Source organism: Pseudoalteromonas sp. SR44-8, assembly GCF_014163635.1.
GTDB classification, from domain to species: domain Bacteria; phylum Pseudomonadota; class Gammaproteobacteria; order Enterobacterales; family Alteromonadaceae; genus Pseudoalteromonas; species Pseudoalteromonas rhizosphaerae.
In genome coordinates, this window is record NZ_JACJDS010000002.1 from 84897 (window position 1) to 97414 (window position 12518).

Genomic DNA, 12518 nt, shown 5'->3' on the forward strand with positions numbered 1-12518 from the left:
AAGCAAGTATCAGCCATTTTTAGTAATCTGTAAAATGGTTAAAATCGATAACCTCAATAGATTTTACCTATTAGCCAACCTGCTGTAGTAATTAACTTGTTCGTACAATAGAGATGGGCTCCAATCTTTAAAAAACCACCCCAAAAATCAAAATAACCGCAAATCGTTTAATAAAAGCACAATAAGATGATCTAAAACAAGCTTTTATAGCAAGCTATTACATGGCGAGTGGTTATTTGATTTAGGTCAAAATTAACGTTTTTAGTCGGCGCATAATCAACACAGATAAATTTGATGGAGAGATAACATGCAGGCTAAAACACAAAAAGAAAGTAAAATGGAATTAGTTGTTATTGGTATAGCGTTGTTGGCATTTGTAGTTGGCTTAGTCGGCCATTTAGCAGGAGCAAGCTTTGCTAACTTTGATACCTTTGGTTATATCGCAGCGCCAACACCACTGATCTTAGCAATCATCGCATTTGTTGCCTATAAAGTGGCTGCTAGTGCAGAAGATTAAACCAGCAACTCAACAATATAATTCATCACTTGGCGTGAGTAGATCATACTGGTGTGACTTAAATGAAACACTTTATGTTCTGCCATGCCTTTGAGTTTGGTTTCATCAATTAATACCGTGCCATCTGATTGACTACCTTTGGCAATTAGCGGCATGAGGCCGATGGGTAAATCGCCAGCAATACTATAAAGCTTGGCATTAAATGGCCAATCACCATTTTCGGTCAGTAAAAATTCCACACTGTTTTTTAAAAATACATCAAAGCCTTTTTGCTGCATTCTGCGGGCTATATGGCTGCCTTTATGCGGTGTGCCTAAAGTAATAACTTTTGTTACGTTTTGGCTTTGCTCTGAATTTGCAGCAAGGTATGCGCGCGCCACCAGTCCGCCCATTGAATGACAAACAAGGGCCGTATTTTTATCATTAATAAAATTATCAATCTGTTTAAAAATAGCGGCGCGATCGGGAGACAATGTATTGTAAGAGAGGTTGAGAATATCCAACCCAGACTTTTCAAGCTGCGAGCATAAAGGGCGCATTACAAAGCCAGACATATACAATCCGTGTAATACTACAACGCGTTTAACAGTCATACACCCTCTTAATCTATTGAATCTACAATTACATTAATTGTACTGGTTTTATTTCAATGTTAACTGAATCAGAGCTCACCCATACATCACCATCTTGAATGGTAATAGTCAGCGATATATTGCGATCAACCAGCGCTGCCAGCGCTTGAGTTGTAGCAAAATCTAAACTAAAAATACTTAAATTTTTAAACTCATACAATTTAGGTTGATGCTTTTGCCACCAAATTGCTTGGTTGTTTTCACCATAAGTGTATAGCACCACTTTTTTAGCTTTATTACAGGCTTTTTTAACACGCTTTTCATCAGGTAAACCAAGCTCAACCCACAGCTCGATCTCATCGCTATAGCTTTTATGCCACAGCTCTGGTTCATCATCAGCCGATAAACCCTTAGTAAATTCTAAACCATCACAGGCATTAAGTGCATAGGCAAGCAAGCGGATCATCAAGCGTTGCTCGGTTTCTGAAGGGTGTTGTGCCAAGGTTAAATTAAAGTCTTGGTATACGTTGCGGTCCATATCGCTTAGCGATAACTGCGCTTTAATAATCGTCGATTTAAGAGCCATAACAGTTTATTTAAAAAAATTTGCGTCAGTATAGCGCAATAATACCCAAACCACCTCAAGATACAGAGCCCAGCGTTTCACAGGGGGTTAATACCAAGGCGTAACTTTGCAAAAGTGTAGTCACTGTTAAGTAGTCATAACGCAGAGATCAAGTTGCTGTGAAACGTCCTAAGGATTGGTTTAAAAGCGATTGATACTGCGTTATTGATTTTAACAATAGAACCACTATTACTTGCAATCAATGCCTTGCCTAAATCACTTTTAATTCCAACTGAAACTCAGATCTTAAGGTGGTTTGGGTATGTGACCTGAGCCAGTTAAAAATTACATACTCTGTAAAGTTATATACTAATAACCAACTGAAGAAATCCATGCGTTTAATCAAATTAAAAGAAGTAATCGAAAAAACATCACTTGGTCGTTCAACAATTTATGAGTTTATGATTAAAGGCACATTCCCTAAGCAAGTATCGTTGGGTGCAAAATCTGTAGCCTGGCTTGAGTCAGAAGTGGATGATTGGATAATGGAAAGAATAGGTGAAAGGGGGTAGGCTCATGTATTCACCTAATCATTTTGATTTAATAGATTAAGTAAACTGTTACTTGTATTAAGAGTCTTAGCAGCTCAATTATTAATATATAGAGGGGTAGGCCATGCCTACCCCTCTATTTGATCTAATATTTAAATATGGAGTTTAGGAGCTTAAATACGGCCCTGTTCTTTAAGCCACCACTTTGGTGCCCAGCTGGTGGCACCTTTAAATAACTCCTCGTTTTCATTAAACGTATAGAACTGTTTTAATTCGTTAAGTACTGTTGAGCTATTTTGTTCACTGTTTGAGTTTGGGTACATAGAGCGAAGCCAAAGACCAAAGTAATCGGTAAATTTAGGGTGCTCAGCAATTTGGTATCTACAGTTATCCATCACAGACCTGAAGTAATGACCCATTGCCAGCAATAAGTAGCCTAAATCTTCGTAGTGTATCTTTTTGCTTTCAAGACAAGAGTATCCATAATTTTTCAATGTTTCTTTATTAATTCCCCATCGTGTTAATTGCTCAATATCTTCTCGTGGCGATTCATTATTAATTGGAGTACGTAGTAAATCCCAAAACTTAGCTATAAGCTCATCTTTTGGTTCTTTTGTTATACAGTTATTAAATGCTTTATTAATAAGCTCTGGGTACTTATCGATTAAGCAAGTACGGGGAACAGCATTGCTATTCAACGAATTAGCTTGTCGCATTAAATCGTGATAATTACGATAGCCTAAATTTTTCGAGCACTCTTCTAAGTATTGTGAGTGTGTTTTTTCTGGGTTTTGTTTATGTAGTTTCTTTGCACGCTTTTTAACGTGTGCAATTAAATTTGAATTTGTACCTGACATGACGTTCTCCTCAAAGCCATTGAACAAAGTGCACCCCTCACCAAAAACAATGACGAAAAAAACGTTAAATTTGAATAGTTAGGTTCTCCTGAGGAGATTTCCCTTTGGGGTGGGGAGGCGCCCTTTTAAGCACCATAAATATGATGTCTTAAAATAACTGGTATTGTCAACCCAGATTTTTCATAAGTAACCAATAACGTTACAAATATTCTTTAATTTTGGAGTAAATATGTTTGGCTGACAAAAGGGGGATGTTAATAAATTGACTTAGGAGTGTTCAATTTATTAAGTTTGTTTTACTCTACCAGTAATAAAGGATTGTTTAGCGTTAGATTGAGTCGGTAAAGCTTAATATGGATATAAGCAACAAACCATGCCACTGTATTTATTAAGCTTCCATCAACTACTCTGCTCATTAATGTATAATCTAGCCTAGAAATCCTCAGCTTATCGCAAATTAAATACAACGAGATTTAATAATGGAAAAAATAACGCTCTCACAGTTAGAGCAGTACCTCTCAAAGGCAGCCTGGATCTTAAAAGGGCCAGTAGATGCCTCCGACTTTAAAGTATACATATTCCCGCTACTTTTCTTTAAGCGTATATCCGATGTGTATGACGAGGAGTACCGCTTAGCACTTGAAGAGTCAGATGGCGATGAAGATTACGCCGCACTACCAGAAATGCACCGCTTTGAAATCCCACAAGGCTGCCATTGGCAAGATATTCGTGAAACAACCACCAACGTAGGTACAGCGATTGAAAGCGCCTTACGTGGCATCGAGCAAGCTAACCAAGAATACCTTTACGGTATATTTGGTGATGCCCAGTGGAGTAATAAAAATAAGCTATCTGATGCCTTACTCATTGACTTAGTTGAACACTTTTCACAATACATATTAGGTAATCAAAACGTTGACCCTGATATGCTAGGTAATGCCTACGAATACCTTATAAAACACTTTGCCGATTTAACCAATAAAAAAGCCGGTGAATTTTATACCCCTCGCTCAGTGGTGCATTTACTAGGGTTGATTTTAGACCCACACGAAGGCGAAACGGTTTACGACCCAGCATGTGGTACAGGCGGCATGTTGCTTGAGTGTGTCGATAATCTAAAACACAACAACGAAGACTACCGAACGCTAAAACTTTACGGCCAAGAAAAAAACCTAACGTCTAGCTCTATTGCGCGTATGAACATGTTTTTGCATGGCATAGAAGACTTTGAAATATTACGTGGCGATACACTGCGTAACCCGGCTTTTTTTGAAGCCGATGGACTTAAAACCTTTGATTGTGTAATAGCCAACCCACCGTTCTCATTAAAGGATTGGGGCGCTGAAAACTGGGCTAATGACCCATACGGCCGTAACATTGCCGGTGTACCACCACAGGGTAATGGTGATATGGCTTGGGTGCAGCACATGGTTAAATCTATGAACAGCACCGGCCGTATGACTGTAGTACTACCTCATGGCGCATTATTCAGAAAAGCCGCCGAAGGTAAAATCCGTAAGCAACTGCTAGAGCAAGATATGCTAGAAGCGGTTATCGGTTTAGGCCCTAACGTATTTTACGGCACGCAACTAGCAGCCTGTGTCATGGTGTTTAAGCAAAATAAACCAGCCGATAAAAAAGGCAAAGTACTGTTCATAGATGCTTCAGACCAAATTCGTGTAGGCCGTGCGCAAAACTTCCTAGAACCAAATCACGTTCAACAAATTTACGACTGGTATCACAATTATCAAGATGTAGAAAACTACGTAAAAGTAGCTTCTATGAACGAGTTAAAAGAAAACGACTTTAACTTAAACATACCACTCTACGTTGAAAAAATAACTGAAGATAATCTGCCATCAGTAGAAGAAGCAATGGCCGATTTAAAACAAGCCTGGCAAGCAAGCTTAGAAGCCGAAGAGAAGTTTAAACAAGTATTAAAAGGATTTCTAAAGTGAAAATGCCATCTAGTTCAGCACAAGACAGACAAGTATCAATTTGGTTTCAAAAAATCCAAAATGGTGAAATCAAGCTACCTCGCTTTCAAAGGCACCAAGCATGGGATAAAAGCCGTGTTTGTAGTCTCCTCGACACAGTAACTAAAAACTTACCATTAGGTGTAACATTATTGCTTGATGTAGATAAAGAGCAATTTGTTTCAAGGTATCTAGTTACAGCTCCAGAAACCCAGGGGCGTGTTACAGAGCATCTATTAGATGGCCAGCAACGGCTAACCTCGCTCTGGCGAGCATTACATAATAATTATGATGGGCTTAATTATTTTTTATATCTGAACACTTACGATGACAGAGTGCCGGATGAGGAAAAAACTGATGAGTCAGAGGTTTGGTATGAAAGTCGCTGGACCAATAAAAATGGTAAAACAATGCCGTTATGGGTCGATGAGCCTAGCGAATGCTTAAGAAGGGGTGTAATCCCAATGCATTTGTTTAGACCTGGAGATATTTCGAATGAAATTGAAGAGTGGATTGATTCTGCATTGTCAAACTCAGAGCCAAATATTGAAGAAGAAAACTATAAAGGCTTGTTAAAAGAGTGGATGGGTAAACAAGAAAAACTTAAAAATAAAATAAGAGACTTTAGAGAAACCATCACGCACTTTAACCTTCCATACTTAGCGTTACCGGCTCAGACAACTAAAGAAACAGCCTTGCAGGTATTTATTAACATGAACACCAACAGCAAGCCTTTATCACAGTACGATATTATTCGGGCAGAAATAGAGGGTGTTAAAGGCGTTTCTTTAGATGACTACCAAACTGAGCTAGATAAAAAGCATCCTGCAGTTCAGCATTATTTTGAATTACCGTTCCTCATACTTGCCACATCAGCTCTCATACAAGGGAAGCTACCAAATCAACGGGGTATGTGGGATATGAGCAAAGAAGACATGGTGGATAACTGGGATAAAATGTCTCTAGGTTTATCTAAAATGGCAACATTCCTTGAGAGCCAAGCTATTTACGATCGTAGCCGATTACCAACCAATGCAATATTGGCCGTCATTGCAGCCTTGTATGTTGATATACCTGAAAATTTAGACTCCAGAGGTAATTTTGAGATATTACTTAAAAAGTATCTTTGGTCTAGCTTTTTCACAGACCGTTATGAAAACTCTGCCGCCTCACATGCATTTAACGACTTTGTAGCGCTTAAAAACATAATTACAGCAGAAGTTAAAAATGATGGTTCAAATTATACTGAAAATGACGTTCCAGTATTAAATCGTGATTTATACCCACTTTCGACTGATGATGAATTAAAACGCGTTGGTTGGCCTAAACGCGAAAATATTCGCGGGCGCGGTATTATGGCTGTATTTAGTAAATTGGGTGCTTACGATTTTGCTGATGGAGCGCCGTTAACTAGGCAGCAACTTATTGATGGTCGTAGGCACTACCACCATGTATTTCCAGATGCTTTATTAAAAGAAGTTGAAACGGAAAGTTATTTTGCGTTGAACTGTGCTTTGATCACTGATAAAACCAATTTAAACATTAGTAATAAAGACCCACTTAATTATCTTAAAGACCGCTATAACTGGACCAGTGAAGATATCGTTAATGCACGTCTGCAATCACACCTCATTCCGTTGGATGAACTAAAATGCGGCGATTACACAGGTTTAGTTGGTGAACAAAAAGTAGAAAAAGTTAAAAGTGACTTTGCTCAGTTTATTGCAAAAAGAGCTGCTTATGTTGCCAAAGCTGTAGAGGTTTTAGCAGAAGGTCGAGATATAACAGCATCTGAAATTATTCGCGACGTAGATCAGCAAGCAATCGCCGTAGAGGAGCCATCAGCATGATGACCCAACAAGAATTAGAAAAATACCTTTGGGGCGCAGCCACAGCGCTCAGAGGTACAATAGATGCCGGTGACTACAAGCAGTACATTTTCCCGCTAATGTTCTTTAAACGTATCTCTGATGTATACGACGAAGAGTTTGAAAATGCATTAGCAGAAAGTGATGGCGATTTAGAATATGCAGCCTTTGCTGAAAACCATAACTTTTTAATCCCTGAAGGCGCACATTGGAATGATGTGCGCGAAACCACAACCAACATTGGCCTAGCACTACAAAACGCCATGCGTGCCATTGAAAAGGCTAACCCTGATACCTTAGACGGTATCTTTGGTGATGCCAGTTGGACCAATAAAGACCGCCTTACCGATGCCATGCTCACTAACCTTATTGAGCATTACTCAAAGCACAAACTTAACTTAAAAAATGTACCCGACGACAAGCTAGGTAACGCTTACGAGTACTTAATTAAAGAGTTTGCAGACGATAGTGGCCATACCGCAGCAGAGTTTTACACCAACCGTACCGTGGTTAAATTAATGACCATGATAATGGACCCACAACCGGGTGAGTCAGTGTACGACCCTACTTGTGGCTCGGGTGGTTTATTACTTAACTGTGCCTTGCACCTTAAAGATGAAGGCAAAGAATACCGCACCCTTAAATTATACGGCCAAGAGATTAACCTACTAACCTCAGCCATTGCTCGTATGAACATGTTTATGCATGGCATTGAAGAATTCGATATTGTTCGCGGTAATACCTTAAGTAATCCTGGATTGCTTGAAAATGACGAGCTGAAAAAATTCAACGTTATTCTCGCTAACCCGCCATATTCAATTAAATCGTGGGATCGCAAAGCGTTTGAAAGCGATCCTCATGGCCGAAATGTATGGGGCACACCTCCACAAGGCTGTGCCGATTATGCCTTTCAGCAACATATTCAGAAAAGTTTAGATTTAGGTAATGGTCGTTCCATTTCATTATGGCCGCACGGGGTTTTATTCCGCGATTCAGAAGCAGAAATGCGCACAAAAATGATAGAGCAAGACCAAGTTGAATGTGTCATTGGCCTTGGTCCAAATCTATTTTATAACTCGCCTATGGAAGCGTGTTTGTTGATTACAAAAACAAACAAAGAAGAAAGTAAAAAAAATAAAATCTTGTTCATTAATGCGGTGAAAGAAGTGCGCCAAGATAGAAATATGGGATATTTGGATCAAGTCCATATTGATAAAATATTTGATGCTTACAATAAGTTTGAAAGTGAAGAAAACTTTGCTGTGTTAGTCGACAAGCAAGAGGTATTAGATAAAAAAGCAAATATGGCAATTAACTTGTATGTACGCCCTGATTCTATAGAAAGTAGTGAAGAAGGTTGTTTTGCAACAGCGTATCAAGATTGGCAGCAGTCATCAGATAACCTAAAACAATCAATGGAAAAGTTATTTAAGGAGCTAGTGTAATGTTAGACATGGAAGCTATTAAAAACTTTTCTATAGATAAATCAGACTGGAAAAAGGTTAAGTTTGGTGATGTGGTATTTGAACCAAAAGAGTCAGTTAAAGACCCTATAGCTGAAGGTGTTGAACATGTAGTAGGCCTAGAGCATATTGATAGTCAGGAAATTCAGCTTGAGCGCTCAGGAAGTACAGAGGGAGGTACGACTTTTACTAAGAAGTTTAGTAAAGGGGATGTCTTATTTGGCCGACGTCGAGCGTACTTGAAAAAGGCTGCTAAAGCTAACTTTGCAGGGATTTGTTCTGGCGATATTACAGTAATGAGAACCAAGAAAGAAAAGTTAATCCAGGATCTTCTCCCATTTATTGTTAATAACACAAAATTTTTTGATTACGCAATTAAGCACTCTGCTGGAGGACTTTCTCCAAGGGTAAAGTTTAAAGATCTATCAACAAATGAGATTGATTTGCCACCTTTAAATATTCAAGAAGATTTATTAGAGCTTTTATCTTCAGCAGAAAAGTTACATTCTGAGAATATTAAGTTAAAGCATTATTTAGAGGTGAATAATAAGGTTTTTGTAACGAACAAAATATCAGGTATGTCGGAAAAAAGCCCCGTTTTTAAGCTAGGCGATTTAGTTGAATTCACAACAGGAAAGCTTGATTCAAATGCATCTGTAGAAAATGGGACCTATCCTTTTTTCACTTGTGCTCCAACAACATTGAAAATTGACCAGTATTCTTTCGACTGTGAAGCATTACTACTTGCAGGCAATAACGCTTCAGGTGTTTACCCTTTAAAACATTACAAAGGTAAATTCGACGCATACCAAAGGACATACGTAATTCAAATTAAAGATAGTAATTCACTAATGTACAGTTACTTACTAGAAGTTTTGAGAAACAAGCTTGAATTGTTACAAAGATTATCAGTGGGGAGTTCAACTAAATTTTTGACTATAAAGGTACTTAAAAACTTAGATGTTCCCGTACCATTGATAGACGAACAACTCGATTTTGTTAATAAAGTTTCTGCGTATCACCAAGCTATTTCAGACTCTGATAGCAATTGTAATAGTTACAAAAACTTATATGAAGAATTAAAACAGAAGGTGTTTTAGGTATGGGATTTACCGAATTAAATAGTGTGGAACACTACATCATCCATCAAATGACGGGCGTTAATCTAAACGCTCATCAGGTTTCTGAACCTCAAAAAACATTTGGCGTTCAATGGCAATTCCAATCGCCAGAACAACTAGGTCGTGGTGTTAATGAGGTTTTAGTTGAATCTGAAGTGGTTAAAGCGTTAATTCGCCTTAACCCTGAGATTGAAGCTAACCCACATTTGGCTGATGAAGTAATACATAAGCTCCGTGCTATTTTAATTTCGGTAAATCAAGTTGGCTTAGTTAAAGCCAATGAAGAGTTTTTCGCTTGGATGACAGGCGAAAAAACCATGCCGTTTGGCGAAAATAATCGCCATGTTCCTGTCAACCTTATCGACTTCGATGACTTAACTCGCAATAACTATGTGGTGACGAATCAGTTTCGTATCCATCACCGAGAAACTAAAATACCTGATGTGGTATTAATGATTAACGGTATTCCAGTAGTGGTGGGTGAAGCGAAAACACCTATTCGGCCATCAGTAACCTGGTTAGATGGTGCCCATGAAGTACACAGCATTTATGAAAACGCTGTACCGCAGTTTTTTGTACCTAATATTTTATCATTCGCTACCGAAGGACGTGAGCTGTTTTATGGTGCAATACGCTGCCCATTAGAGTTTTGGGCCCCGTGGCGTGTTGAAGACGCACAGTTAACGCGTGCTGTTGGTCTATCAGGGGTAGGTGCAGAGCTAACCGATTTATTAAGCCCTGAACGCTTGCTCGATATAATGCGTAACTTCTCGTTGTTTACTACCAATAAAAAGAAGCAACGCATAAAAGTAATACCGCGTTTTCAGCAATATGAAGGGGCGAATAAAATTGTTCAGCGTGTGATTGAGGGCAAAGTTAAAAAAGGCTTAATTTGGCACTTTCAAGGCTCGGGTAAATCATTGTTAATGGTGTTTGCTGCACAAAAACTTCGCCGTGCTGCACAGCTTAAAAGCCCTACAGTTATTGTACTGGTAGATAGAACGGACTTAGATACCCAAATAAGCGGCACCTTTAACGCTGCTGATGTCGCTAACGTTGAATCAACCGACAGCATTAAAGAATTACAGCAAATGCTTGAGCGAGATACCCGTAAAATTATTATCTCGATGATCCACAAGTTCCGTGATGCCAAACCTAATATGAATGACAGAGAAAACATCATTGTATTAGTCGACGAAGCACACAGAACCCAAGAAGGTGATTTAGGCCGTCAAATGCGCGCCGCTTTACCTAATGCCTTTTTATTTGGTTTAACTGGTACACCTGTAAACAAAGCCGATAAAAATACCTTTTGGGCATTCGGCGCTGAAGAAGACAAAGGCGGCTATATGAGCCGTTATACCTTTCATGACTCTATTCGTGACGAAGCCACCTTACCACTGCATTTTGAACCACGTTTGGTAGATGTTCATGTAGACAAAGAAGCACTCGATAAAGCCTTTAAAGACTTTAAAGAAAGCGCCGCGCTAACAGATGAAGAAGCCGATGCGCTAAATCAAAAATCCGCTAAAATGTCAGCGTTTTTAAAATCTCCTGAGCGTGTTGAAAAAATAGTTGAAGATATTGCCATTCACTTTATGGATAAAGTAGAGCCCCATGGTTTTAAAGCCATGATAGTGACACCAGACCGTTATGCCTGTGTGCAATATAAAGAAGAACTCGATAAACACTTTGATGAAGCAGCCAGTAAGGTGGTTATATCCACCAGCGCAAACGATGATTATGAGTTTAAGCAAAAGTGGGGCGTAGACAAAAGCCAGCAAGAAAAGCTGGTGGATGAATTTAACGATGCAAAATCAGAGCTTAAATTTATTATTGTTACCGCAAAACTGCTAACCGGGTTTGATGCGCCTATATGCCAAACCATGTATTTAGATAAGTCGATTAAAGACCACACCTTATTACAGGCAATATGTCGTACAAACCGTTTATACCCCAATAAAACTTTTGGCTGTATTGTTGATTACTTTGGCGTATTTGACGATGCCGCAAAAGCATTAGAGTTTGATGAAGAAAGCGTACAGCAAGTTATCTCTAACTTAAGCGAGCTACGCGCAAAGCTACCAAAAGCGATGGCTGATACATTAGCCCACTTTGCTGGCATAGACAGAACCATTGAAGGTTTTGAAGGCCTAGAGGCCGCACAGAACGCTATAAGCACCGATGATAAGAAAGATGCCTTCGCGCTAGATTTTAAATACCTAGCCAAACTATGGGAATCACTTTCACCCGATAGCGTACTTGATGAATACAACGAAGATTACAAATGGCTAGCCCAGGTTTATGAGTCGGTAAAACCAGCCTCAGATAACATTGGTAAGTTGTTATGGCTAACGCTAGGCGCACAAACAACACAACTCATACACGACAACGTGCATGTAGGTAATGTACATAACCTAGAAGAGTTTGTGCTTGATGCAGACGTTATCGAAAATATATTTAATAACCCAGACCCACGTAAAACAAAACAGCTTGAAAAAGAGCTAGCAAAGCGTTTTAAAGACCGTGGCGATTTACCTGTATTTAAGTCGTTAAGTGAGCGACTAGAAGCCCTGCGCGACAAAGCCGAAAAAGGCTTAATAGCCTCAATCGACTTTGTTAAAGAGCTGTGCAAAATTGCCAAAGAAACTGTCCAGGCAGAAAAAGAATTAGACGACGAACTACAAGAAAAAACACCAAAAGCTGCATTAACAGACCTGTTTTTAGAGCTTAAAGACGACCAAACTCCAGCGGTAGTAGAGCGCATAGTAACCGACATAGACGCCATTGTGCGTGTTGTCCGCTTCCCTGGCTGGCAAGGTACAACCGGCGGCGAGCGCGAAGTACAAAAGTCACTACGCAAGGCATTACTCAAATACAAACTCCATACCGACCAAATACTGTTTGATAGAGCGTATGGGTATATAAAGGAATATTATTAAAATTCAGGTGCTTATATTGCAAGGTTAATTATAAGTAGAGTTAGTTTGAACTAAAGTGAGCAAATTTTGACTAATAAAGTAGACTT

General features: G+C 39.1%; 10 protein-coding genes. 7 read left to right on the forward strand and 3 right to left on the reverse strand.

What is annotated here, in order from left to right; all coding sequences use genetic code 11:
* Positions 1–307: 307 nt before the first annotated feature.
* Positions 308–517, forward strand: coding sequence for a hypothetical protein (locus H5183_RS01215; RefSeq protein WP_182730701.1), 210 nt, complete (start codon positions 308–310; stop codon positions 515–517).
* Here the strand turns inward: H5183_RS01215 and H5183_RS01220 are convergent.
* Together H5183_RS01220 and H5183_RS01225 are read right to left on the reverse strand one after the other, a co-directional pair.
* The gene (locus H5183_RS01220) at positions 514–1110 is read right to left on the reverse strand and encodes an alpha/beta hydrolase (RefSeq protein ID WP_145240252.1); all 597 of its coding nucleotides are present in this window, start codon (positions 1108–1110) and stop codon (positions 514–516) included. The genes H5183_RS01215 and H5183_RS01220 overlap by 4 nt on opposite strands.
* A gap of 28 nt (positions 1111–1138) precedes the next feature.
* Positions 1139–1675, reverse strand: coding sequence for a YaeQ family protein (locus H5183_RS01225; RefSeq protein WP_145240254.1), 537 nt, complete (start codon positions 1673–1675; stop codon positions 1139–1141).
* 371 nt (positions 1676–2046) lie between these two features.
* Here H5183_RS01225 and H5183_RS01230 point away from each other — a divergent pair, with 371 nt between their 5' ends.
* Positions 2047–2226: an AlpA family transcriptional regulator gene (locus H5183_RS01230; RefSeq protein ID WP_145240257.1), complete on the forward strand. Its 180-nt coding sequence runs from the start codon at positions 2047–2049 to the stop codon at positions 2224–2226.
* Positions 2227–2378: 152 nt separating this feature from the next.
* Here the strand turns inward: H5183_RS01230 and H5183_RS01235 are convergent, their stop codons facing one another.
* Positions 2379–3062 carry a hypothetical protein gene (locus tag H5183_RS01235; RefSeq protein WP_182730702.1) on the reverse strand — a complete coding sequence of 228 codons (684 nt, stop codon included), beginning with the start codon at positions 3060–3062 and terminating at the stop codon, positions 2379–2381.
* Between the two features lie 479 nt (positions 3063–3541).
* Between H5183_RS01235 and H5183_RS01240 the strand changes: the two genes are divergently transcribed.
* Genes H5183_RS01240 through H5183_RS01260 form a run of 5 tightly spaced genes read left to right on the forward strand, consistent with a single transcriptional unit; the run spans position 3542 to position 12432 of the window.
* A complete protein-coding gene (locus H5183_RS01240) occupies positions 3542–5020 on the forward strand; it encodes a class I SAM-dependent DNA methyltransferase (RefSeq protein WP_220496233.1) in 1479 nt (492 codons plus the stop codon).
* Between the two features lie 2 nt (positions 5021–5022).
* Entirely contained in the window at positions 5023–6888 is a 1866-nt protein-coding gene (locus tag H5183_RS01245; protein WP_259397080.1) for a DUF262 domain-containing protein, read from the forward strand.
* A complete protein-coding gene (locus H5183_RS01250; protein ID WP_220496234.1) occupies positions 6885–8351 on the forward strand; it encodes a class I SAM-dependent DNA methyltransferase in 1467 nt (488 codons plus the stop codon). Before H5183_RS01245 ends, H5183_RS01250 begins: the two co-directional genes overlap by 4 nt.
* Complete coding sequence (locus H5183_RS01255) at positions 8351–9469, forward strand: restriction endonuclease subunit S (protein ID WP_182730704.1); 1119 nt, start codon at positions 8351–8353, stop codon at positions 9467–9469. The genes H5183_RS01250 and H5183_RS01255 overlap by 1 nt, the downstream gene beginning before the upstream one ends.
* 2 nt (positions 9470–9471) lie before the next feature.
* Positions 9472–12432: a type I restriction endonuclease subunit R gene (locus H5183_RS01260; RefSeq protein WP_182730705.1), complete on the forward strand. Its 2961-nt coding sequence runs from the start codon at positions 9472–9474 to the stop codon at positions 12430–12432.
* Positions 12433–12518 lie beyond the last annotated feature (86 nt).

What these genes read in the sequence shown, in the direction of transcription:
- H5183_RS01215 (WP_182730701.1), top strand. Translation starts at nt 308, where the DNA reads ATGCAGGCTAAAACACAAAAAGAAAGTAAAATGGAATTAGTTGTTATT.
- H5183_RS01220 (WP_145240252.1), bottom strand. Translation starts at nt 1,110, where the DNA reads ATGACTGTTAAACGCGTTGTAGTATTACACGGATTGTATATGTCTGGC.
- H5183_RS01225 (WP_145240254.1), bottom strand. Translation starts at nt 1,675, where the DNA reads ATGGCTCTTAAATCGACGATTATTAAAGCGCAGTTATCGCTAAGCGAT.
- H5183_RS01230 (WP_145240257.1), top strand. Translation starts at nt 2,047, where the DNA reads ATGCGTTTAATCAAATTAAAAGAAGTAATCGAAAAAACATCACTTGGT.
- H5183_RS01235 (WP_182730702.1), bottom strand. Translation starts at nt 3,062, where the DNA reads ATGTCAGGTACAAATTCAAATTTAATTGCACACGTTAAAAAGCGTGCA.
- H5183_RS01240 (WP_220496233.1), top strand. Translation starts at nt 3,542, where the DNA reads ATGGAAAAAATAACGCTCTCACAGTTAGAGCAGTACCTCTCAAAGGCA.
- H5183_RS01245 (WP_259397080.1), top strand. Translation starts at nt 5,023, where the DNA reads ATGCCATCTAGTTCAGCACAAGACAGACAAGTATCAATTTGGTTTCAA.
- H5183_RS01250 (WP_220496234.1), top strand. Translation starts at nt 6,885, where the DNA reads ATGATGACCCAACAAGAATTAGAAAAATACCTTTGGGGCGCAGCCACA.
- H5183_RS01255 (WP_182730704.1), top strand. Translation starts at nt 8,351, where the DNA reads ATGTTAGACATGGAAGCTATTAAAAACTTTTCTATAGATAAATCAGAC.
- H5183_RS01260 (WP_182730705.1), top strand. Translation starts at nt 9,472, where the DNA reads ATGGGATTTACCGAATTAAATAGTGTGGAACACTACATCATCCATCAA.